The sequence below is a fragment of the Streptococcus oralis genome, assembly GCF_022749195.1.
GTDB lineage: Bacteria > Bacillota > Bacilli > Lactobacillales > Streptococcaceae > Streptococcus > Streptococcus oralis_CI.
In genome coordinates this window covers 1,061,048-1,084,684 of sequence record NZ_CP094226.1, presented here as the reverse complement: position 1 = coordinate 1,084,684, position 23,637 = coordinate 1,061,048, and the positions used below count along the sequence as shown (strand labels likewise).

19 protein-coding genes and 1 other annotated feature are annotated in these 23,637 nt (G+C 40.9%); of the genes, 17 read left to right on the top strand and 2 right to left on the bottom strand.

Annotation, left to right across the window (positions count from 1 at the left end):
• The 16 genes from MP387_RS05280 (at nt 1) to MP387_RS05205 (ending at nt 16,801) form a co-directional block, all read left to right on the top strand.
• Complete coding sequence (locus tag MP387_RS05280; RefSeq protein WP_242745558.1) at nt 1-714, top strand: O-methyltransferase; 714 nt, start codon at nt 1-3, stop codon at nt 712-714.
• Between the two features lie 67 nt (nt 715-781).
• A complete protein-coding gene (prsA, locus tag MP387_RS05275) occupies nt 782-1,723 on the top strand; it encodes a peptidylprolyl isomerase PrsA (RefSeq protein ID WP_000728083.1) in 942 nt (313 codons plus the stop codon).
• 188 nt (nt 1,724-1,911) lie between these two features.
• On the top strand, nt 1,912-3,135 hold the full coding sequence (gene ftsW / locus MP387_RS05270) for a cell division peptidoglycan polymerase FtsW (protein WP_216728409.1): 1,224 nt from the start codon (nt 1,912-1,914) through the stop codon (nt 3,133-3,135).
• 23 nt (nt 3,136-3,158) lie between these two features.
• Nucleotides 3,159-5,855, top strand: coding sequence for a phosphoenolpyruvate carboxylase (gene ppc / locus MP387_RS05265; protein WP_242745556.1), 2,697 nt, complete (start codon nt 3,159-3,161; stop codon nt 5,853-5,855).
• Between the two features lie 96 nt (nt 5,856-5,951).
• Nucleotides 5,952-6,167 (top strand) — a binding site (T-box leader).
• A gap of 118 nt (nt 6,168-6,285) precedes the next feature.
• Nucleotides 6,286-7,281 (top strand): tryptophan ABC transporter substrate-binding protein, encoded by a 996-nt coding sequence (gene trpX, locus MP387_RS05260; protein WP_049479003.1) that lies wholly within the window; start codon nt 6,286-6,288, stop codon nt 7,279-7,281.
• A gap of 65 nt (nt 7,282-7,346) precedes the next feature.
• Complete coding sequence (locus MP387_RS05255; RefSeq protein WP_242745554.1) at nt 7,347-8,213, top strand: ABC transporter permease; 867 nt, start codon at nt 7,347-7,349, stop codon at nt 8,211-8,213.
• Nucleotides 8,210-8,968 (top strand): ABC transporter ATP-binding protein, encoded by a 759-nt coding sequence (locus MP387_RS05250; protein WP_242745552.1) that lies wholly within the window; start codon nt 8,210-8,212, stop codon nt 8,966-8,968. The genes MP387_RS05255 and MP387_RS05250 overlap by 4 nt, the downstream gene beginning before the upstream one ends.
• A 197-nt stretch (nt 8,969-9,165) precedes the next feature.
• Nucleotides 9,166-10,926, top strand: a complete 1,761-nt coding sequence (dnaG, locus tag MP387_RS05245) for a DNA primase (RefSeq protein WP_242745550.1) — start codon at nt 9,166-9,168, stop codon at nt 10,924-10,926.
• Between the two features lie 2 nt (nt 10,927-10,928).
• Entirely contained in the window at nt 10,929-12,038 is a 1,110-nt protein-coding gene (gene rpoD, locus MP387_RS05240; RefSeq protein WP_000201892.1) for an RNA polymerase sigma factor RpoD, read from the top strand.
• A 14-nt stretch (nt 12,039-12,052) separates the two neighbouring features.
• Complete coding sequence (locus MP387_RS05235; RefSeq protein ID WP_000331930.1) at nt 12,053-12,382, top strand: metal-sulfur cluster assembly factor; 330 nt, start codon at nt 12,053-12,055, stop codon at nt 12,380-12,382.
• Nucleotides 12,383-12,494: 112 nt separating this feature from the next.
• Entirely contained in the window at nt 12,495-13,538 is a 1,044-nt protein-coding gene (locus MP387_RS05230) for a glycosyltransferase family 4 protein (RefSeq protein WP_242745548.1), read from the top strand.
• 8 nt (nt 13,539-13,546) lie between these two features.
• Nucleotides 13,547-14,872 carry a glycosyltransferase family 4 protein gene (locus MP387_RS05225; RefSeq protein ID WP_242745541.1) on the top strand — a complete coding sequence of 442 codons (1,326 nt, stop codon included), beginning with the start codon at nt 13,547-13,549 and terminating at the stop codon, nt 14,870-14,872.
• Between the two features lie 20 nt (nt 14,873-14,892).
• Entirely contained in the window at nt 14,893-15,081 is a 189-nt protein-coding gene (locus MP387_RS05220) for a PspC domain-containing protein (protein ID WP_000735789.1), read from the top strand.
• 29 nt (nt 15,082-15,110) lie between these two features.
• The gene (locus MP387_RS05215; RefSeq protein ID WP_000863851.1) at nt 15,111-15,245 is read left to right on the top strand and encodes a DUF4044 domain-containing protein; all 135 of its coding nucleotides are present in this window, start codon (nt 15,111-15,113) and stop codon (nt 15,243-15,245) included.
• Between the two features lie 71 nt (nt 15,246-15,316).
• Nucleotides 15,317-16,627, top strand: coding sequence for a GTPase ObgE (obgE, locus tag MP387_RS05210; RefSeq protein WP_242745539.1), 1,311 nt, complete (start codon nt 15,317-15,319; stop codon nt 16,625-16,627).
• Nucleotides 16,628-16,636: 9 nt separating this feature from the next.
• Complete coding sequence (locus MP387_RS05205) at nt 16,637-16,801, top strand: hypothetical protein (RefSeq protein ID WP_242745537.1); 165 nt, start codon at nt 16,637-16,639, stop codon at nt 16,799-16,801.
• A gap of 35 nt (nt 16,802-16,836) precedes the next feature.
• On the opposite strand, the gene MP387_RS05200 is transcribed toward MP387_RS05205, so the two are convergent.
• Together MP387_RS05200 and MP387_RS05195 are read right to left on the bottom strand one after the other, a co-directional pair.
• Nucleotides 16,837-17,307, bottom strand: coding sequence for an arginine repressor (locus MP387_RS05200; RefSeq protein ID WP_242745530.1), 471 nt, complete (start codon nt 17,305-17,307; stop codon nt 16,837-16,839).
• Nucleotides 17,308-17,826: 519 nt separating this feature from the next.
• Nucleotides 17,827-20,109 carry a Xaa-Pro dipeptidyl-peptidase gene (locus MP387_RS05195; RefSeq protein ID WP_242745529.1) on the bottom strand — a complete coding sequence of 761 codons (2,283 nt, stop codon included), beginning with the start codon at nt 20,107-20,109 and terminating at the stop codon, nt 17,827-17,829.
• Between the two features lie 413 nt (nt 20,110-20,522).
• Between MP387_RS05195 and MP387_RS05190 the strand changes: the two genes are divergently transcribed.
• The gene (locus MP387_RS05190) at nt 20,523-23,624 is read left to right on the top strand and encodes a DNA polymerase III subunit alpha (RefSeq protein WP_242745527.1); all 3,102 of its coding nucleotides are present in this window, start codon (nt 20,523-20,525) and stop codon (nt 23,622-23,624) included.
• The last annotated feature ends 13 nt before the right edge of the window (nt 23,625-23,637 follow it).

Here is a 23,637-nt window from a genome sequence, read left to right as displayed (position 1 = left end):
ATGGTAGAGTCTTATAGTAAAAATGCCAATCACAATATGCGACGTCCCGTCGTCAAGGAAGAAATCGTAGAACTCATGCGCCAGCGTCAAAAGCAGGTGACAGGTTCCTTGAAAGAATTGGAGACCTTCGCTCGCAAGGAAAACATTCCCATTATTCCCCATGAAACGGTCGCGTATTTTCGATTTCTCATGGAGACCATACAGCCCAAGAACATTTTGGAGATTGGGACAGCTATCGGTTTTTCAGCCCTCTTGATGGCGGAACATGCGCCAGATGCCAAGATTACAACCATTGACCGTAATCTTGAGATGATAGCCTTTGCCAAGGAAAACTTTGCCCAGTTTGACAGTCGTAAGCAAATCACTCTTTTAGAGGGAGATGCAGTCGATGTTTTATCTACTTTGACAGAAACTTATGACTTTGTCTTTATGGATTCGGCCAAGTCAAAGTATATCGTCTTTCTGCCTGAAATCCTCAAGCACTTGGAAGTTGGTGGAGTAGTCGTCTTGGATGATATTTTCCAAGGAGGAGATGTTGCCAAGGACATCATGGAAGTCCGCCGTGGTCAACGAACCATTTACCGAGGTTTGCAAAGACTTTTCGACGCAACGTTGGACAATCCAGGTCTAACAGCAACTCTAGTTCCACTTGGAGATGGTATTCTCATGCTACGAAAGAACCTAGCAGAAGTAGAGCTTCCTGAGAGCGAATGATTTTCAGAAAAATTTAAGAAATTATAGTAAAATAGATAAGGTAATACTTACCGTAAAAGGAGTAAAAATGAAGAAAAAACTTATGGCAGGAGCCATCACACTTTTATCAGTAGCAACACTTGCAGCTTGTTCAAACAGTTCTGAAGGAAAAGATTTGATCAGCATGAAGGGCGATGTGATTACAGAGCATCAATTCTTTGAAGAAGTAAAGAACAATCCAACTGCACAACAAGTCTTGCTCAATATGACCATCCAAAAAGTATTTGAACAACAATATGGATCAGAGGTAACGGATAAAGATGTGGATGATGCCGTTGCTGAAGAACAAAAGAAATACGGCGATAGCTACAACAGCGTGCTTCAACGTGCAGGTATGACACCTGAGACTCGTAAAGCTCAAATCCGTACCAGCAAATTGGTTGAATTGGCAGTTAAGAAGGCTGCTGAGAGTGAGTTGACAGACGAAGCTTACCAAAAAGCTTTTGAGTCTTACACACCAGATGTAACAGCTCAAATCATCCGTTTGGATAATGAAGACAAGGCAAAAGAAGTACTTGAGAAAGCTAAAGCAGAAGGTGCAGATTTTGCTCAGTTGGCAAAAGACAACTCTAACGACGACAAAACAAAAGAAAATGGTGGAGAAATCACTTTTGACTCTGCTTCAACAGAACTTCCAGAACAAGTCAAGAAAGCAGCTTTTGCTTTGGATGTGAACGGGGTTTCTGATGTGATTACAGCTACTGGAACACAAGCCTACAGTAGTCAGTTCTACATCGTCAAAGTAACGAAGAAAACAGAAAAATCTTCTAATATCGAGGATTATAAAGAAAAATTGAAGACCATCATCTTGACTCAAAAACAAAATGATTCAGCCTTTGTTCAAGGAGTAATTGGTAAAGAATTGCAAGCAGCAAACATCAAGGTTAAAGACCAATCATTCCAAAACATCTTCACCCAATACATCGGTGGTGGTGACTCAAGCTCAAGTAGCAGTTCTTCATCTAACTAAGAAAGCAAAAAACAAATCTCAAAAGAGATTTGTTTTTTTTATACCTGATACTAGAAAATGGGTAAAATTCGAAGGATTAAAGGATAAGAGTTTTTTTCTTTCTGAAAAAGTGGTATAATAGCAATCAAAACTAGAAAATAAAACGGAATTGGGAACAGAAGCGTCTGTTCCTATTAGAGTGGTGAAATATGAAAATTAGTAAAAGGCACCTACTAAACTATTCCATTTTGATCCCTTACTTCCTTTTATCGATTTTGGGGCTGATTGTGGTGTACTCGACAACGAGTGCAACCTTGATTGAAGAAGGAAAAAGCGCCTTTCAATTGGTGCGTAACCAGGGGATCTTCTGGATAGCTAGTTTGATTCTGATTGCCTTAATCTATAAATTAAAATTAGGATTCTTAAGAAATGGTCGTCTCATCTTTATCGTAATGATTGTGGAGATGGTTCTTTTAGCTCTGGCGCGACTGGTCGGAACACCTGTCAATGGAGCATACGGATGGATCTCTGTAGGACCTGTAACGATTCAGCCTGCGGAATACCTTAAGATTATCATCATCTGGTACCTAGCACATCGATTTTCAAAACAACAAGATGAGATTGCGGTTTATGACTTCCAGGTTTTGACACAGAATCAGTGGCTACCTCGAGCTTTTAATGACTGGCGTTTTGTTCTGCTGGTTCTGATTGGTAGCTTGGGAATTTTCCCAGACTTGGGAAATGCGACCATCTTGGTCTTGGTGGCGCTCATCATGTATACTGTAAGTGGGATCGCCTATCGTTGGTTCTCGACCATTTTGGCTCTCTTGGCAGGGAGCTCAATGTTAGTCTTATCTGTCATTCGCTTTGTTGGGGTTGAAAAGTTCTCTCAAATTCCTGTATTTGGTTACGTTGCTAAACGTTTTAGTGCCTTCTTTAATCCCTTTAATGACTTGGCGGGTGCAGGGCACCAGCTCGCAAATTCCTACTATGCAATGGTAAATGGTGGCTGGTTCGGACTGGGACTGGGAAATTCTATTGAGAAGCGTGGTTATCTGCCAGAAGCCCATACGGATTTTGTCTTTTCGATTGTTATCGAGGAGTTTGGATTCGTAGGAGCCAGTATGATTTTGGCTTTACTCTTCTTCTTGATTTTGCGAATCATCTTGGTTGGTATTCGAGCAAAGAATCCCTTTAACTCCATGGTTGCTATTGGTGTCGGAGGAATGATCCTTGTTCAGGTCTTTGTCAATATCGGTGGGATTTCAGGGTTGATTCCTTCTACAGGGGTAACCTTCCCCTTCCTTTCACAAGGTGGGAACAGTCTACTGGTATTATCCGTAGCCATCGCGCTTGTACTGAACATTGATGCAAGTGAAAAACGTGCCAAACTTATCAGAGAATACGAAAATCAAACCGATGAAAGTCTGTAAGGATTGAATGGAAAGGAAAGTATATGTCTCTTCAAAAATTAGAAAACTATAGTAATAAAGCAGTCGTCCAAGAAGAAGTCTTGATTCTGACTGAGCTATTAGAAGATATCACAAAAAATATGCTAGCGCCAGAAACCTTTGAAAAGATTATCCAGTTGAAGGAATTATCAACTAGTGAGAATTATCAAGGGCTCAATGACCTAGTGACCAGTCTTTCGAATGAAGAAATGATTTACATTTCACGCTATTTCTCTATCCTTCCACTTTTAATTAATATTTCTGAGGATGTGGATTTGGCCTATGAAATCAATCACCAAAACAATGTGGACCAAGACTATCTAGGAAAACTATCTACAACGATTAAGATGGTAGCTGAAAAAGAAAATGCAGCCGAAATTTTAGAAAAGTTAAATGTCGTTCCTGTCTTGACCGCCCATCCAACGCAAGTACAACGCAAGAGTATGCTGGATTTAACCAACCATATCCATACGCTTTTGCGCAAGTACCGTGATGTTAAACTCGGCTTGATTAATAAAGAAAAATGGCACACGGATCTCCGTCGTTACATTGAAATTATCATGCAAACGGACATGATTCGTGAGAAAAAATTGAAAGTAACCAACGAAATCACCAACGTGATGGAGTATTACCAAAGTTCTTTCCTGAATGCTGTTCCACGTTTGACGGCTGAGTATAAGAAACTAGCTAAAGAACAAGGAATTGAGATCCAACATCCAAAACCAATTACTATGGGGATGTGGATTGGAGGAGACCGTGATGGGAATCCTTTCGTAACTGCAGAAACTCTTAACAAATCAGCCTTGACTCAATGCGAAGTCATCATGAACTACTACGATGAAAAGATTTATAATCTTTATCGTGAATTTTCACTGTCAACCAGTATCGTGAATGTCAGTGATAAAGTTCGTGAGATGGCGCTGAAGTCACAAGATAACTCCATTTATCGTGAAAAAGAACTCTATCGCCGTGCCCTCTTTGACATCCAAGCTAAGATGCAGGCAACCAAGGCTTATTTGATTGAAGACAAGAACCTTCAGCCTAGATATGCTACTGCAGATGAATTTTATCAAGATTTGTTGGCCATTCGCGACTCTCTCCTTGAGAACAAAGGAGAATACCTGATTTCAGGAGAATTTGTCGAGTTGATGCAAGCTGTCGAAATTTTTGGTTTCTACCTTGCTTCTATTGATATGCGCCAAGATTCTAGTGTTCACGAAGCCTGTGTGGCAGAATTGCTAGCATCTGCTGGCATCAACGACCACTATAGCGATCTGTCAGAAGACGAAAAATGTACCCTCCTCTTAAAAGAGTTGGAAGAAGATCCTCGTATCCTCTCAGCGACTCATGCTGAAAAGTCAGAACTGCTTGAAAAAGAACTCTCTATCTTTAAAGCTGCGCGCAAGTTGAAGGATAAACTGGGTGAAAATGTTATTCGTCAAACTATCATTTCGCACGCAACTAGTGTATCCGATATGTTAGAGCTAGCCATTATGCTTAAGGAAGTCGGCTTGGTGGATGCTCAAAAAGCTCGTGTTCAGATTGTTCCCCTCTTTGAAACAATCGAAGACTTGGATCACTCAGAAGAGACTATGAGAAGATATTTCTCTCTACCTTTGGCTAAAAAATGGATTGCTTCAAAAGACAACTACCAAGAAATCATGCTTGGCTACTCTGATAGTAACAAAGACGGTGGTTACCTGTCATCATGTTGGACCCTCTATAAAGCGCAACAACAACTGACTGCTATCGGGGATGAATTTGGCGTTAAAGTCACTTTCTTCCACGGTCGTGGTGGTACTGTGGGTCGTGGTGGTGGACCAACTTATGAAGCTATCACATCTCAACCACTCAAGTCTATCAAGGACCGCATCCGACTGACTGAGCAAGGAGAAGTCATTGGAAACAAATACGGTAACAAAGACGCTGCTTATTACAACCTTGAAATGTTGGTTTCTGCAGCCATTAACCGTATGATTACCAAGAAGAAGAGTGATACCAATACGTCAAATCGTTACGAAGCCATCATGGATCAAGTAGTAGACCGTAGTTATGATATCTACCGTGATTTGGTCTTTGGAAATGAACATTTCTATGACTATTTCTTTGAATCAAGTCCAATCAAGGCTATTTCAAGCTTCAATATCGGTTCGCGTCCAGCAGCTCGTAAGACCATCACTGAAATTGGCGGTTTGCGTGCCATTCCTTGGGTCTTCTCATGGTCACAAAGCCGTGTCATGTTCCCTGGATGGTATGGAGTAGGATCCAGCTTTAAAGAGTTTATAGATCAAGATCCAAAGAATATCGAGTTTCTTCGTGATATGTACCAAAACTGGCCTTTCTTCCAATCTTTGCTTTCCAATGTAGACATGGTCTTGTCTAAGTCTAATATGAACATTGCTTTTGAATATGCCAAGCTCTGTGAAGACGAGGAAGTACAAGCTATCTACTACACTATTTTAGATGAATGGCAGTTGACTAAGGACGTTATTTTAGCTATCGAAGGCTATGACGAACTCTTGGCAGAAAACTCTTACCTAAAAGACAGTCTAAACTATCGTATGCCTTACTTTAATATCCTGAACTACATTCAGTTGGAGTTGATCAAACGTCAACGTCGCGGCGAATTGTCGGCTGACGAAGAAAAACTGATCCATACAACTATCAACGGAATTGCAACCGGTTTGCGTAATTCAGGCTGATATTCTACAAACTTCCTCTTTTTTCAAGGGGAAGTTTTTGAATTGTTTAAATAATTCTAAAAATAAGCTTGACAAGTAGTTGAAAAATGATATAATTTAAACATTCAGAAAGTAATCTTGCTCATTTTTTAGAGAGTCTGTGGTTGGTGAAAGCAGATAGATGAAATTGATGAAATTGGGCTGAATGTACTTAAGAATTTGAAATCATAAAAATTCGGTGAGCACACCTTACAGTGCAACTCGTTATTGCGAGAAAGAGCGATAGGGATATTCCCTATAATTGAGGTGGCACCGCGCATCGACGTCCTCACACAAGTTTTTTGTGTGAGGACTTTTTCTATGGGGAGGAAAGATATTGGAATTTAAACGATGGCATCGCTTGATGATGTGATTTAACAAGTTAAGGTAAAAGAATTAAGGAGAAAGAAAAATGAAAAATAAACGTTTGATTGGAATTGTCGCTGGATTAGCAGTATTGGTAGTGGCTAGCTTGATTTATTCATCAATGAACAAGCCAGCAGCTAAGGAAGAGCAAAAGGTTGCTAAGGTTGGTGTCCTTCAATTTGTTAGTCACCCATCCTTGGACTTAATTTACCAAGGGATTCAAGATGGACTAGCTGAAGAAGGCTATAAGGACGACCAAGTAAAAATCGACTTTATGAACTCAGAAGGTGATCAGAGCAAGGTTGCAACCATGAGTAAACAATTGGTAGCAAATGGAAACGACGTTGTTGTTGGGATTGCGACACCAGCTGCTCAAGGACTTGCTAGTGCTACAAAAGACCTACCTGTTATCATGGCTGCTATTACAGACCCAATCGGTGCTAACTTGGTCAAAGATTTGAAAAAACCAGGTGGCAACATTACAGGGGTGTCAGATCATAACCCAGCTGAACAGCAAGTGGAATTGATTAAAACTTTGACACCAAATGTCAAAACAATCGGCGCTCTCTACTCAAGCAGTGAAGATAACTCAAAATCACAAGTTGAAGAATTCAAGGCTTATGCTGAAAAAGCAGGTTTGACAGTCGAAACCTTTGCCGTTCCATCAACAAATGAAATTGCTTCAACAGTCAATGTTATGACCAGCAAGGTCGATGCGATTTGGGTTCCAATTGACAACACCATCGCATCTGCATTCTCAACAGTTGTTTCAAGCAACCAAACAGCTAAAAAGCCAATCTACCCAAGTGCCACTGCCATGGTAGAAGCAGGTGGATTAGCATCTGTAGTAGTTGACCAACATGATCTTGGAGTGGCTACTGGTAAAATGATTGCCAAAGTTTTGAAAGGTGAAAAACCAGCTGATACGCCAGTTAATGTCTTTTCAACTGGTAAGTCAGTGATTAACAAAAAACTAGCGCAGGAACTTGGTATCACCATTCCTGAGTCCGTTCTAAAAGAAGCAGGACAAGTGATTGAATAAAGATAAAGGAGGAGCTGGACACATCTCCTCCCATTTTTACTAAAGAAAGAAATGAGTGAAAGATTATGATAGTATCCATTATTTCTCAGGGGATGGTCTGGGCGATTTTAGGTTTGGGAATCTTTATGACTTTTCGAATTTTGAATTTCCCTGATATGACTACTGAAGGTTCTTTTCCTCTTGGGGGAGCAGTAACTGTAACCTTGATAACACAGGGAGTCAACCCATTTTTAGCAACCCTAGCCGCAGTAGGAGCGGGCTGTCTAGCTGGAATGGCGACAGGTCTCTTATATACCAAAGGAAAAATCCCAACTCTCTTATCAGGGATTCTGGTCATGACTTCCTGCCATTCCATCATGCTCATGATTATGGGGCGTGCCAATCTGGGGCTTCTTGGAACCAAGCAAATTCAGGATGTCTTGCCTTTCGATTCAGACCTTAACCAACTGCTGACTGGATTAATCTTTGTAGCTCTTGTTATTGGTCTCATGCTCTTTTTCCTAGATACCAAACTAGGTCAGGCCTACATCGCTACCGGTGACAATCCTGATATGGCACGTAGCTTTGGTATCAATACGGGACGTATGGAACTCATGGGTTTGGTTCTCTCAAATGGAATTATCGCGCTTGCAGGGGCCTTGATTGCTCAACAAGAAGGATATGCAGATGTTTCTCGAGGAATCGGCGTGATTGTCGTAGGGCTTGCTAGCTTGATTATTGGTGAGGTTTTGTTCAAGAGTTTGACTCTGGCAGAGCGACTCATGACCATCGTTGTAGGGTCTATTGCTTATCAGTTCCTCGTTTGGGGAGTGATAGCTCTTGGGTTTAATACAAGTTATCTTCGTTTGTACAGCGCCTTGATTTTGGCAGTTTGTCTCATGATTCCAACCTTCAAAAGCAAATACCTGAAAGGAGTCAAGTTTAGCAAATGACAGCAATTGTAGAATTAAAAAATGCTACCAAAGTCATCACGAATGGCTTTGACGAAGAAAAAATCATTCTGAATGATGTTTCTCTTGAAATTTTCGAACATGATTTCATTACCATCCTAGGTGGAAATGGAGCAGGGAAGTCAACACTTTTTAACACTATTGCAGGTACCTTACCTTTAACAAGTGGAAGTATCCGTATCATGGGCGAGGATGTGACGCATTTTTCACCTGAAAAGCGGGCTAAGTACTTGTCTCGTGTCTTTCAGGATCCTAAGATGGGGACGGCTCCCCGTATGACGGTGGCGGAAAATCTCTTAATTGCCAAGTTTCGTGGTGAGAAGAGAGGACTCCTTCCTAGGAGACTTTCAAGCCATAGAGAAGAGTTTCAGACTACCATTGAAAAAGTGGGAAATGGTCTTGAAAAGCATCTAGATACTCCGATTGAATTTCTATCAGGTGGTCAACGTCAGGCCTTGAGTCTCTTGATGGCAACCTTGAAACGACCAGAGTTGCTCTTGTTGGATGAACACACAGCAGCCCTTGACCCAAAGACCAGTGTTGCCTTGATGGAGTTAACAGATGACTTTGTCAGCAAGGATCATCTAACAGCCTTGATGATTACCCACCATATGGAAGATGCACTGAAGTATGGCAATCGTCTGATTGTCATGAAGGAAGGTCGTATCATCCAAGACCTCAATAAAGAAGAAAAAGCTCAGATGAAAATTTCAGACTACTATCAATTATTTGAATAGATGAGCCTGTATTTCATCAAAAAATAGTGAAGATTAACTTAGAAACATGGAAGTGTTTCTGAGTTTTTTTATCTTCTATTTCAATCTAGAAAAATAAGGCAAAGAGAATTACGGAAAGCGTATGAAATGGTTTACTTTTTTTCAGAAATAAGCTATACTAGTTTACGTGAAACTATGATAAGATGGAGGTATTGTGTATGGTTGACAAGCAAGTCATTGAAGAAATCAAAAACAATGCCAACATTGTGGAAGTCATAGGTGATGTGATTTCTTTACAAAAGGCTGGACGGAACTATTTAGGGCTCTGTCCTTTTCATGGTGAAAAGACCCCCTCTTTCAACGTTGTGGAAGACAAGCAGTTTTATCACTGTTTTGGATGTGGGCGTTCAGGAGATGTCTTTAAGTTTATCGAAGAATACCAAGGCGTGTCCTTCATGGAAGCCGTTCAGCTCTTAGGAGAGCGCGTCGGTATTCAACTAGCTATGCCGGTTCAGTCTCGTCCCCAACAAGCTTCCCCTCATCAAGCTCTATATGATATGCATGAAGAAGCTGCCCGTTTTTACCATGCCATCCTCATGACGACCAAGATGGGAGAAGAAGCAAGGGCTTATCTCTACAAACGCGGATTGACAGATGATGTTCTGAAGCACTTTCAGATTGGGCTAGCTCCAGCAGAGAGAACCTATCTCTACCAACGTTTAGCTGACAAGTTTGAGGAAAAGGATTTATTGGATTCCGGCTTGTTTTATCTGTCAGATGGCAATCAATTTTATGATACTTTTTTTGGACGGATCATCTTTCCTTTGACCAATGACAAGGGGCAGGTTATTGCATTTTCAGGTCGTATCTGGCAAGAAACGGATAGTCAGACTGCCAAGTATAAAAATAGCCGTTCAACTGCAATTTTTAACAAGAGTTACGAATTGTATCATTTGGACAAGGCAAAAAAGGGAACAGGTAAGGTTACAGAGCTCTATCTGATGGAAGGCTTCATGGATGTGATTGCAGCCTACCGTGCTGGTATAGAAAATGCTGTAGCTTCCATGGGAACAGCCTTAAGCAAGGAGCATGTTGACCACCTCAAACGCTTTACCAAAAAAATTGTTCTCAGCTATGATGGCGACAAGGCAGGGCAGGCAGCAACAGCCAAGGCTTTAGAGGAGTTAAAAGACTTTTCAGTGGAGGTTGTTCGAGTACCTGATGCCATGGACCCAGATGAGTATTTGCAAAAGAATTCTACTGAAGACCTGGCTTACCTTTTAACCAAGACCCGGATTAGTCCTATAGAGTTCTATATTCACCAGCTCAAGCCAGAAAATAGTGATAACTTACAGGCGCAAATTGAGTTCATTGAAAAGATTGCGCCCCTAATCGCCAAGGAAAAGTCTATCACTGCCCAGAATTCTTATATCCACATTCTGGCGGATAATCTACTTTCTTTTGATTACCAGCAGGTGGAACAGATAGTAAATGAAAGTCGCATTGTTCAGAGGCAGGAAAGAGTTAAAGAGGAGCAACCTCCAGCAGCGATTAGTTTGCCTGTAACGCGCCAACTGACAGCAGTCATGAGAGCAGAGGCACATCTCCTCTATAGGATGGCTGAGAACCCAGTTGTTTTGAATGACTATCGATTAAGAGAAGATTTTTTCTTTGATACCCCAGAATTTCAGATTCTTTACGAATTATTAAGTGAGCAGGGAGAAATCGCCTCAGAGGAGCTTTCTCATCAGACACCTGAAGTTGAAAATGCTTGGTACCACGTGCTTAGCTTGGATTTGCCAGTTGAGATGTCGCCCCAAGAGCTAGCGGAAGTCGAAGCGACTCGAAACCGTGCCCTCCTCAGCAAGGACAACTTAAGAATTAAAAAGAAAGTGCAGGAAGCTAGTCATGTAGGAGATACAGACACAGCCTTGGAAGAATTGCAACGATTGATTTCCCAAAAGAGAAGAATGGAGTAATAATGGCAACAAAACAAAAAGAAGTAACGACATTTGATGTGCAAGTAGCAGACTTTATCCGTAACCACAAAAAAACAGGAACAGCAACAGATGACGAAATCAATTCAAGTCTGGTTATTCCTTTCACCCTCGATGCAGACGGCATTGAAGACCTTTTGCAACGGATTCAGGATGCTGGAATTTCTATCACAGATAATGAAGGAAATCCAAGTGCGCGTGTTCTTAGTGCAGAAGAAGAACCAGAACTCAGTGATGAGGACCTGATTGGCTCAACTTCTGCCAAGGTTAATGACCCTGTCCGTATGTATTTGAAGGAAATTGGGGTTGTTCCTCTCTTGACAAATGAAGAGGAAAAAGAATTGGCCCTAGCAGTTGAGGCTGGTGATATCGAAGCCAAACAACGTCTTGCAGAAGCCAACCTTCGTTTGGTAGTTTCTATCGCTAAGCGCTACGTAGGGCGTGGCATGCAGTTTCTTGACTTGATTCAAGAAGGAAACATGGGCTTGATGAAGGCCGTGGACAAGTTTGACTATTCAAAAGGATTTAAGTTTTCTACGTATGCAACTTGGTGGATTCGTCAGGCAATCACTCGTGCCATCGCTGACCAGGCCCGCACTATCCGTATCCCTGTCCACATGGTAGAAACCATTAACAAGCTTGTCCGTGAACAGCGGAATCTCCTTCAAGAATTGGGTCAAGATCCAACTCCTGAACAAATCGCTGAGCGTATGGATATGACACCTGACAAGGTGCGTGAAATCTTGAAAATCGCTCAAGAACCAGTATCACTTGAAACACCGATTGGTGAAGAGGACGATAGCCATCTTGGGGACTTTATCGAAGACGAAGTGATTGAAAATCCAGTAGACTACACAACTCGTATCGTTTTGCGTGAGCAGTTGGATGAGGTTTTGGATACTCTCACAGACCGTGAAGAAAACGTCTTGCGCTTGCGCTTCGGGCTAGATGATGGGAAAATGCGTACTCTTGAAGATGTTGGGAAAGTCTTTAACGTGACTCGTGAGCGTATCCGTCAGATCGAGGCCAAGGCTTTGAGAAAATTGCGCCAACCAAGTCGCAGCAAACCCCTTCGTGATTTTATTGAAGACTAAGAGTGAGGATGAACATGGCTTATACAGAAGAGCAAATTGAAACAATCAAAACACGCATTTTAAATGCCTTGGAAGAAGTCATCGACCCTGAGTTGGGGATTGATATTGTCAACCTAGGTTTGATTTATGAAATTCGTTTTGATGGTGAAACAGGTCACACTGAAATTGATATGACCTTGACAACTATGGGCTGCCCACTGGCTGACCTTTTGACAGACCAGATACATGATGCGATGACAGATGTGCCTGAGGTAACTAATACCGAGGTCAAATTGGTCTGGTATCCAGCTTGGACGGTTGAAAAAATGAGCCGATATGCACGTATCGCTCTAGGAATTAAATAAAGACTAAGAAAAATGCGAGAGACGATTGGAAAAAAGGTAATTTTATCCTTTTTCCAATCGTCTCTTCTTTCTTTTGCTGATTTTCTGGAAATAAAATGGTATAATGAAAGGTATGGAAAACGAAAAATTGCGTATTAATATGCTAAGTTCAAGTGAAAAAGTAGCTGGTCAAGGAGTGTCAGGAGCTTATCGAGAATTGGTTAGTCTCCTTCACCGCGATGCCAAAGACCAGTTGATTGTTACAGAGAATCTTCCTGTAGAGGCAGATGTAACTCATTTTCACACCATTGATTTCCCTTATTATTTATCTACTTTCCAAAAGAAACGCTCTGGGAGAAAAATTGGCTATGTGCATTTTTTGCCTGATACGCTTGAGGGGAGTTTGAAGATTCCATTTTTCCTAAAAGGAATTGTCAAACGCTATGTTTTTTCCTTTTACAACCGAATGGAACACTTGGTGGTGGTCAATCCCATGTTTATCGAGGATTTGGTGGCTGCTGGTATTCCGCGTGAAAAAGTAACTTATATTCCAAACTTTGTAAACAAAGAAAAATGGCATCCATTACCAGCTGAACAGGTTGCACAACTCCGGAAGGAAATGGATCTTGCGGAAGATCAGTTTGTCGTAATCGGTGCGGGTCAAGTTCAGAAACGTAAAGGAATTGATGATTTTATTCGTCTTGCTGAGGAATTGCCAGAAATTACCTTTATCTGGGCAGGTGGTTTTTCATTTGGTGGGATGACAGATGGTTATGAACGCTACAAGAAGATAATGGACAAGCCACCTGAAAATCTTATTTTCCCTGGGATTGTGTCACCCGAACGGATGCGGGAGCTTTACGCTATGGCGGATCTATTCTTGCTACCAAGTTACAATGAATTATTCCCTATGACCATCTTAGAGGCCGCTAGTTGCGAGGCTCCTATTATGTTAAGAGATTTGGATCTGTATAAGGTTATTCTTGATGGGAATTATCGTGCTACAAGTGATGTTTCCGAGATGAGAGAAGCAATCCTAGAATACAAGAATGACCCTGAAGCCTTAAAGGACTTGAAAGAAAAAGCTCGCGAGATCTCCAAAGAGTACTCTGAGGAGCATTTGTTGGAAATCTGGTTAAAATTTTATCGAGAACAGGCTGCTTTGGGCAAAAAGTGAGGTAATTTATGCGAATTGGTTTATTTACAGATACCTATTTCCCTCAGGTTTCCGGGGTCGCGACTAGTATTCGGACTTTGAAAACTGAGCTTGAAAAGCAGGGGCATGCAGTTTTTATCTTTACAACAACTGATAAAGATGTGAATCGATACGAGGATTGGCAAATTATTCGCATTCCGAGTGTCCCTTTCTTTGCATTTAAGGATCGACGATTTGCCTACCGAGGTTTTACAAAGGCGCTTGAAATTGCCAAGCAGTATCAACTCGATATTATTCATACCCAGACAGAATTTTCTCTTGGTTTGTTAGGGATTTGGATTGCTAGAGAATTGAAAATTCCAGTTATTCATACCTACCATACCCAGTATGAAGACTATGTGCATTACATTGCTAAGGGCATGCTAATTCGTCCGAGTATGGTAAAATATTTGGTGCGTGGCTTCCTTCATGATGTAGATGGCGTGATTTGCCCTAGTGAGATTGTTCGTGACCTTTTATCTAAATACAAAGTCAAGGTTGAAAAGCGTGTCATCCCAACTGGAATTGAGCTGGCTAAGTTTGAACGACCTGAGATCAAAGACGAAAACTTACAAGAGCTTCGTTCGAAGTTAGGTATTCAGGAAGGCGAGAAAATGCTACTGAGCCTTTCGCGTATTTCTTATGAGAAGAATATCCAAGCAGTCTTAGCTGCCTTTGCGCAGGTTTTGAAAGAAGAAGACAAGGTGAAGTTGGTTGTTGCTGGAGACGGACCTTATCTGGATAGTCTGAAAGAACAAGCAGGGAAATTAAACATACAAAAACATGTGATTTTTACAGGTATGATTGCTCCAAGTGAGACAGCCTTGTACTATAAGGCAGCTGATTTCTTTATTTCAGCCTCTACGAGTGAAACTCAGGGTTTAACCTATCTAGAAAGTCTAGCCAGTGGAACGCCTGTTATTGCTCATGGCAATCCCTATCTTGAAAATCTGATCAATGATAAAATGTTTGGGACCCTCTACTATGGAGAACGAGAGCTTGCAGGAGCTATCCTTGAAGCTTTGATCGCTACTCCTGATATGTCTGAACAAAAGTTGGCGGATAAGTTGTACGAGATTTCGGCTGAAAATTTTGGGAAACGAGTACATGAGTTTTACCTTGATGCCATTATCTCAAATAACTTTGAACATGAGCTACATGATGGACAACCTGTCACTCAGCGCTTTTTAAAAACGATTCTCTATCTACCTCAACAGGCTGTTACAAGCCCAGTAAAAGAATCCAAGCGTATTTTAAGAGCGTCTCGAAAACAATTGTCTAGCATCAGAGATTATTGGAGAGACGAATTCAAATAATAGAATAAGAGGAAGAAAAAATGAAAAAATTAATGAGAAGCGGGAAAGATCAAAAAATTGGTGGAGTATGCGCAGGAGTTGCTCATTATTTTGATATCGATCCAACAATTGTTCGTGTCATTTGGGCTGTTCTTGCATTTTGTTATGGGACAGGAGTTCTTGCTTATATCATTTTATGGTTGATTGCACCAGTTTCGACAGACTATTAAATTAGAATTATATAAAAAAAGGAGAAGTTATGGCTTTTGGAGATAACGGAAAACGTAAGAAAACTTTGTTTGAAAAGGTGACGCTTGTTGTCGTGCTCATCATGTTGTTTGTAACCCTTGCTGGTATCTTTGCAACTGCGCTTGGAGCTTTTAGTAGATTCTAAGCAAGCTACGAGGATAGAAACAATAACTAATGACTGGGTTCTCCCCAGCCTTTTTAAAGTGAGAAGAAAATATGAGTATGTTTTTAGATACAGCCAAGATTAAGGTTAAGGCTGGTAATGGTGGCGATGGCATGGTTGCCTTTCGCCGTGAAAAATATGTCCCTAATGGCGGTCCTTGGGGTGGTGATGGTGGACGAGGAGGTAACGTTGTTTTCGTGGTAGACGAAGGTTTGCGTACCTTGATGGATTTCCGCTATAACCGTCATTTCAAGGCTGATTCCGGTGAAAAAGGGATGACCAAAGGAATGCACGGACGTGGTGCAGAAGATCTTCGTGTTCGCGTACCACAGGGGACTACTGTACGTGATGCAGAAACTGGCAAAGTAATTACAGACTTGATTGAACATGGTCAAGAATTTATCGTGGCTCATGGCGGTCGAGGTGGTCGTGGAAACATCCGTTTTGCCACTCCCAAAAATCCTGCACCTGAAATCTCTGAGAATGGAGAACCAGGACAAGAACGTGAGTTGCAACTGGAATTGAAAATCTTAGCGGATGTCGGTTTGGTCGGTTTCCCATCTGTTGGAAAGTCAACTTTGCTTAGTGTCATCACTTCAGCTAAACCTAAAGTCGGTGCTTACCACTTTACGACGATTGTCCCTAATTTAGGTATGGTTCGTACGCAGTCAGGTGAATCTTTTGCAGTAGCAGATCTTCCAGGTTTGATTGAAGGGGCTAGTCAAGGTGTTGGTCTTGGAACCCAGTTTCTCCGTCATATTGAACGTACACGAGTTATCCTCCATGTCATCGATATGTCAGCTAGCGAAGGACGTGATCCTTATGAGGACTACCTTGCTATCAATAAAGAATTGGAATCTTATAACCTTCGTCTCATGGAACGTCCACAGATCATTGTAGCCAACAAGATGGATATGCCTGAAAGTCAGGAAAATCTTAAAACTTTCAAGGAGAAGTTGGCAGCAAACTACGACGAGTTTGAGGAACTTCCAGCTATCTTCCCTATTTCTGGATTGACCAAGCAAGGGTTGGCGACTCTTTTGGACGCGACAGCTGAATTGTTAGACAAGACTCCAGAATTCCCGATTTATGATGAATCCGATATGGAAGAAGAGGCTTACTATGGCTTTGACGAGGAAGAAAAAGCCTTTGAGATTAGTCGTGATGATGATGCGACATGGGTACTTTCTGGTGAAAAACTCATGAAACTCTTTAACATGACCAACTTTGACCGTGACGAATCGGTCATGAAGTTTGCCCGTCAGCTTCGTGGTATGGGGGTTGACGAAGCTCTTCGTGCACGTGGTGCCAAAGATGGTGACTTGGTCCGAATTGGTAAATTTGAATTTGAATTTGTAGACTAGGAGATTGATATGGGAGATAAACCGATATCATTCCGAGATGCAGATGGAAATTTTGTTTCTGCAGCAGATGTGTGGAATGAAAAGAAACTAGAAGAATTGTTTAATCGTCTAAATCCTAAACGTGCTCTTCGATTGACGCGTACAAAGAAAGAAGAAACACAGTCAAAGAAATAAAAAATTCCCGTGATCTTTTAATCACGGGATTTGTTTTATTCACTAAAGAAAAATGGTGGTGTATATTTTTTGAGACTCTCAAAACAAGCTTGCGCTTTTGTAGCATCTTCACAGATAATCATGCAGACATCGTCTCCACAAAGGGTTGCAACGATATCTGGAAAGGCCAAGGAATCAATTACAGATCCAAATGATTGGGCTAAACCGGGTAAAGTTTTCAAAATAACCTGGTGTTGCACAGGACGTAGCATAACAAGAGCGTCTTCCATATAGTTTTCAAGACGTTTTTCCCACTTGGAGATAGATCCTGTATTTAGCACATAGTAAGAATTATCCTCTTCGCGCACTTTTGAAAGGTTCATGGTTTTGATATCGCGTGATAAGGTAGCCTGAGTAACTTGGATATCATTTTCCGCTAATAAGGCTTGTAATTCAGCTTGAGTATGGATTTTGTTTTTTGAAACGAGGGCGCGGATAAGTTGGTGTCTGTGTTCTGATTTGTTCATAAAGTAAGTACTCCTTTTACAAGGTACAGTAGCGTGGACTGAACGAAAATGTCAGTCGGGTGGTAGGCGGTATTGTCACGTATGATGATTTCACAGTCAGTAGGATAAAGAACTAGATGGAGAGATTCTCCTTCTTTTAACTTGTCACTAGTTGCGTGCAGATAAACTGGGTAGCGATTCGTTCATCTACATTGATGTTCTTTAATGACAGTGAATCATTCAATTTGGGTAGCTTTTTGTCACGGCGTTTTGTGAATTTACTCTAAATGTAATTCACAGAGATTTCCAACATATGGTTTAGTAGCGTGTATGATAAATGGTTACACATGTTGGTTAGAGGGAGTATCTTTTGTCCAAGTTCTATCTAGGGGCTTCTATAATGCTTTCAGATGAACTGGATTTGATACGAAGTTTATGTTTGATTTGACTGTTCAAGTGGAAATCCTTGGTTATAGGAAGTTCAATGGTCAAATTCATTGACTTTTCCTTTGAATACTTCCATATTGAAAGTCTGGTAGATTATACCTTTTGACAAGGTAGGATAAGAGTAGACTGTGCTAAATCAACAGTCAATTGATAGTCAGTATTATCTCGAATTGTAATCTCAAAGTCTGTTGTATAGAGAACCAAACGGAGAGTATCTCCTTCTTTAAGTTTGTAGATAGTTGGTTGAAGCTCTAGTTTGAAGTCCATCCATTCATTTGGTTGGATTTCTTCAATCGTCAAGAGATTGGTTCGATTTTGAAGATTAAGGTAGCCTTTGGTGATGACACGTTGGTCACTTGGGTTGAATGGTAGTTCACAGAGATTTTCTAACATGTGGTAACGACCATTATCAATGGTTCTAGCACTTAAAACAGCTGGATAAGGCTGCAGATATTTCTTTTGTCCAAGTTCTAACAATTGGGCTGATAATAAGCCTTTGTTCGTACTTGATTTGACACGAAGTTTCAGCTCCACTCGCCCATTTAAGTGAAGGTCTTGACTTACTGGAAGGTCAATGGTGATCTGATTGGCTTTTCCTTGGTAAAGTTCGGTGTTGAAGGACTGGTAAGTCTTACCATAACGATCAAAATCTTTTTGATCATACTGGTTTTGAATCACTTTTTCTTCAGTTCCAAGAGAGAAGGTATGCAGTTCATCCTGCTTGCCAAAGTTATCAAGATCTTGCCATCTTTGCGGTGCGATATTGTCCTGCCAGATAACAGTCGGAAGTTGATAGCTTGAGTCAAGTCCTAACAATTTCTTACTTAACAAGGCATTCATGGACTCGCGGAAGTCGATTGACTGCCAGTTGTTCATATAAACATGGGCACCATGATGGAAAAAGAGGTGCTTATTGATATGGCTAGGAAGGGCATGAAACATCTGGTAAACATGAAGAGGTTTGACGTTCCAATCCTGGGAACCATGCGTAAAGACGACCTCAGCTTGAACCTTGTGAGCATTGAGCAGATAGTTGCGGTCATGCCAAAACTGATTGTAGTCACCAGTCTTGCGATCGAGTTTCTCTTTAACCTTTTCTAAGTCTGCTTGATGAGCTTCATTGCCACGAATATAGTCACCGCCTAAGAGATTGCGGGAGTAGGTCAATTCAGCAAGTGAGTCAAAATCCTCACCTGGATAACCACCTGGGCTGGTTACCAGACCATTTTCACGATAGTAGTTGTACCAAGAGGAAATACCTGCTTCTGCGATGATCACTTCCAAACCATCAACACCAGTGGTGGCGAGACCATTAGACATGGTACCTAGATAGGAAATACCTGTTGTTGCGACTTTGCCGTTTGACCAGTCAGCCTTGATTTGGCGCTTGCGCGTGTGGTCCGTGAAAGCACGACAACGACCATTGAGCCAATCAATGACATTTTTATATGCTTCAATCTGCTGGTAGTCACCATTGGTCATGAGACCTTGAGAATCTTTGGTTCCAACACCTGATACATAGAGATTGGCAAATCCACGTGGGAGGAAGTAGTCATTGAGTGTGTATGAGCTATTGATATGAGATAGCTTTTCTTCAGCTTCTAAGACGACTTCTGCTTGACCATGTGGTTCAACTAAATTCAGCTTAGGTTCCTCAAGTTCAATGGTGTGGGGCGGTTTGACCTCAAGCTCTCCCTCCATTTTGTAGAGAGCCTTGTCGCTGGCTTTGTCGTTGGTCCCTTGGTGATAAGGGCTGGCAGTCATGACTGAAGGAATCTGTCCATCATAACGTGGGCGGATAACGCTGACTTTGACTAAATCAGGGAGTCCGTCTTTATCAGTATCCACACGGCTCTCGACATAGACGACTTCACGAATGACATCATGAGTAGAGAAGGTTGCCAAGCTCTTACCGTTAAAGTAGTGGTAGTGATTATCTTCTGGAATGAGTCCATCACTAACAAGCTGATCGATGAGCGTATTTCCTTTTTTCGTTCTCGTATTGAGTAACTGATAAAGATTTTCAATGAGATCCCCATAAACAATAGAAAAACCAGTTTCATTACGGAACTGTTCAGCATCCTCAAAGTCAACAAGATAGCTAAATCCTAAAAGTTGAAAAACTACTGTGTAGAAAATCTCTGCAGTTAACTCACGGTCTGACTGGAAAAAAGTTACTAAATCTGTTTCTTTATCCGCAGCCAAAGTCGACAAGGCATAATCCGTGTTAGAATAGGTGAAAAAACTCCAACGAATGAAGTCTTCAAACTGTCTTTTTAAGGACAGTTGGGGTGACAGCTTTAGACCAAGACCTTCTAATTCCTCAAATCGTTGAGAACTAGTGGTTGGTTGATAGCTGAATTGATTAAAACGCATGTTTCTCTCCTTTGAAAACAACTAAATTTATTATATCAAAAAAGAGGGAAAAATGGAATAAATTAACTTAAATGAAATAAATTTCTTAAACCAGCATATCTATTTGGTAAGTTATTATAAAATACTGAATAAATACCATAGAAGTAAGCCTTTTTCTAGAGATTTTTATATGTAAAACTGCATATAACTCCTATCTTTATTATTCTTCGTTTGGTATAAATATATCTAAATTTACATTTAAAACTATTATATAATATTAATTTTTATTTTCTTCCTTTGAAAAGTGAAGAATTTAACACTAAGAAGAGAAGAAGTTTGTAACTGATGATTATTGAAAAGAAAGTGCAGAGTAGCTTCAATATCTAACTTAAAATGGTATAATAGTAGTAAAAAGAAAGCAAGGAGGAGAAGAAATGATTGCACAGCTCGACACCAAGACTGTTTATAGTTTTATGGAAAGTGTGGTTTCGATTGAAAAATATGTACAAATGGCTAAAGAATACGGCTATTCTCACCTTGCTATCATGGATGTGGATAATCTCTATGGAGCCTATCATTTTCTAGAAGCAACTCGTAAGCATGGCATTCGACCTTTAATTGGTTTAGAAATGACCTTGGTCAAAGATGAGGAGAATCTCTCTCTACGTTTTCTAGCCCTATCCACTAAAGGTTATCAAGAGTTGATGAAGTTATCCACTTTAAAAATGACTGGACGGAAAAATTGGTCTGACTTCACCTCCCACCTCGAAGATGTTGCTATTATTGTTCCCTATTTTAATGGGGTCGAACAGCTGGATTTGGGGGTTGATTATTTTATCGGTGTTAGTCCAGATACTCCTCAAGAAGTCTTTATAAGACCCATTCTTCCACTCTATCAGGTCAACTCCTTTGAGAAAGAAGACCTACAGGTTTTACAAATCTTGTCAGCAGTCAAGGACAATGTCAGTCTGAGAGAAGTGGATCTGCATTCACAACAAGGTATCTTTCTACCTGCCTCAGACTTGGAAGCACGTTTTATGAATCGCTTCCCTCAGGCGCTTGCCAATCTCCAAGGTCTGATAGAGAATGTAGGCTATCAAATCGACCCAAATTTAAAACTTCCTCGCTTTAATCCTGAAAGACCAGCGGTAGAAGAGCTTCGAGCAAGAGCCGAGCAAGGCTTGAGTGACAAGGGGCTAACCTCAGCTATCTATCATGAGCGACTAAATGAGGAATTAGCTGTGATTCATGATATGGGCTTTGACGACTATTTCCTTGTAGTTTGGGATTTGCTCCGTTTTGGACGTTCCCAAGGCTACTATATGGGCATGGGGCGTGGTTCTGCGGTTGGTAGTCTAGTAGCTTACTCACTGGATATTACAGGAATTGACCCGGTTGAAAAGAACTTGATTTTCGAGCGCTTTTTAAATCGTGAGCGCTATACCATGCCCGATATCGATATCGACATTCCTGACCTCTATAGACCAGAGTTCATTCGCTATGTTCGTGATCGGTATGGTAGTCAACACGTGGCACAAATTGTCACTTATTCGACCTTTGGAGCAAAACAGGCAATTCGTGATGTTTTCAAACGCTATGGTGTTCCAGAGTACGAATTAACCAATATTACAAAAAAAATTAGTTTTCGAGATACGCTAACGACAGCCTATGAAAAGAATTTACAGTTTAGGCAGATCATCAATAGTAAGATTGAATATCAAAAAGCTTTTGAGATTGCTCGAAAGATTGAAGGGTATCCTCGTCAGACCTCTATCCATGCCGCTGGAGTCGTTATGAGTGACCAAGACTTGACGGACTATATTCCACTAAAATATGGTGAGGATATGCTCATCACCCAGTATGATGCTCATGGTGTTGAAGCCAATGGACTTCTAAAAATGGATTTCCTCGGTTTACGTAACCTGACTTTCGTACAAAAAATGCAGGAATTATTGGCTGAGGCAGAGGGTGTTCATATAAAAATCGAAGAGATTGATTTGGAAGACAAGGCAACTCTGGGCCTCTTTGCTGCTGGAAATACTAAGGGGATTTTCCAATTTGAACAACCTGGTGCCATTCGACTCTTGAAACGTGTTCAGCCGCAAGTCTTTGAAGAGGTAGTAGCCACAACCTCGCTCAACAGACCAGGGGCAAGCGATTATATTGATAACTTTGTCGCTCGGAAGCATGGTAAAGAAAAGGTGACGGTGCTGGATCCTGCCTTGGAGGACATTCTGTCATCAACCTACGGTATCATGCTCTATCAAGAGCAAGTCATGCAGGTTGCTCAGCGTTTTGGAGGCTTTAACCTTGGTAAAGCCGATATTCTCAGACGAGCTATGGGGAAGAAAAATGCTAAAGAGATGCATTTGATGAAGGAAGATTTTATCACAGGAGCTATGAAACTTGGGCATACAGAAGACAAGGCCAACCAAGTTTTTGCAGTGATGGAAAAGTTTGCCGGCTATGGATTTAACAGATCCCACGCTTATGCTTACTCAGCGCTGGCTTTCCAGCTTGCTTATTTCAAGACACACTATCCTACTATTTTCTTTCAAGTCATGTTGAATTATTCAAGCAGTGATTACATTTTAGATGCATTGCAGATGGGCTTTGAAGTAGCTCCCTTAGCAATAAACAGCATTCCCTATCATGATAAAATTGCTCAGAAGAAAATCTATCTTGGTTTGAAAGCTATTAAGGGAATGCCAAGAGATTTGTCTTACTGGATTATTGAAAATCGTCCTTTCTCAAGCATTGAAGATTTCGTCACACGTCTTCCCAAGAATTACAAGAAACTGTCGCTTTTGACTTCTTTGGTTGAACTAGGGCTTTTTGATGAATTTGATAAGAACCGTCAGAAAATCTTAGTCAACCTACCAAACTTATTTGTCTTTGTTGAGGAGTTGGGAGGTCTCTTTGCGGATACAAATTATAGTTGGACTGAAGCTGATGATTTTACGGAAGCAGAGAAATTTTACAAAGAGCAGGAACTGATTGGGGTAGGTATCAGTCCCCATCCTCTCCAAACTCTTGCCAAACAAGCCCTATATCCGACCACGCAAATCACTAATCTAACCGAGGGAGCTCAAGCCACTCTCCTAGTTGAAATTCAAAAGATTAAAGTGATTCGAACCAAGAAAGGCGAGAGTATGGCCTTTCTACAGGTTCATGATAGTAAGTCTCGGATGGATGTAACTGTATTTTCAGACCAATATAGAAAATTTGCTTCCATTTTATCCGAAGGGAAATTTTACTACATCAATGGCAAAGTTCAATCTCGAGATGGTCGTCTGCAAATGATTGCACAAGATTTGAAAGAAGCAGTAGCGGAACGATTCTGGATTCAAGTTAAAAATCATAAATACGATAAAGAAATTTCAAATATCCTAGAACAATACAAAGGCCCAATCCCTGTCATTATCAGGTATGAAGAGGAACAAAAAACGGTTGTTTCTACACAACATTTTGTAAGAAAAGATTCTGCTCTAGAGGAAAAATTAGAGGGAATTGCTATGAAAACGATTTATCGCTAAAAATACGGAAAAT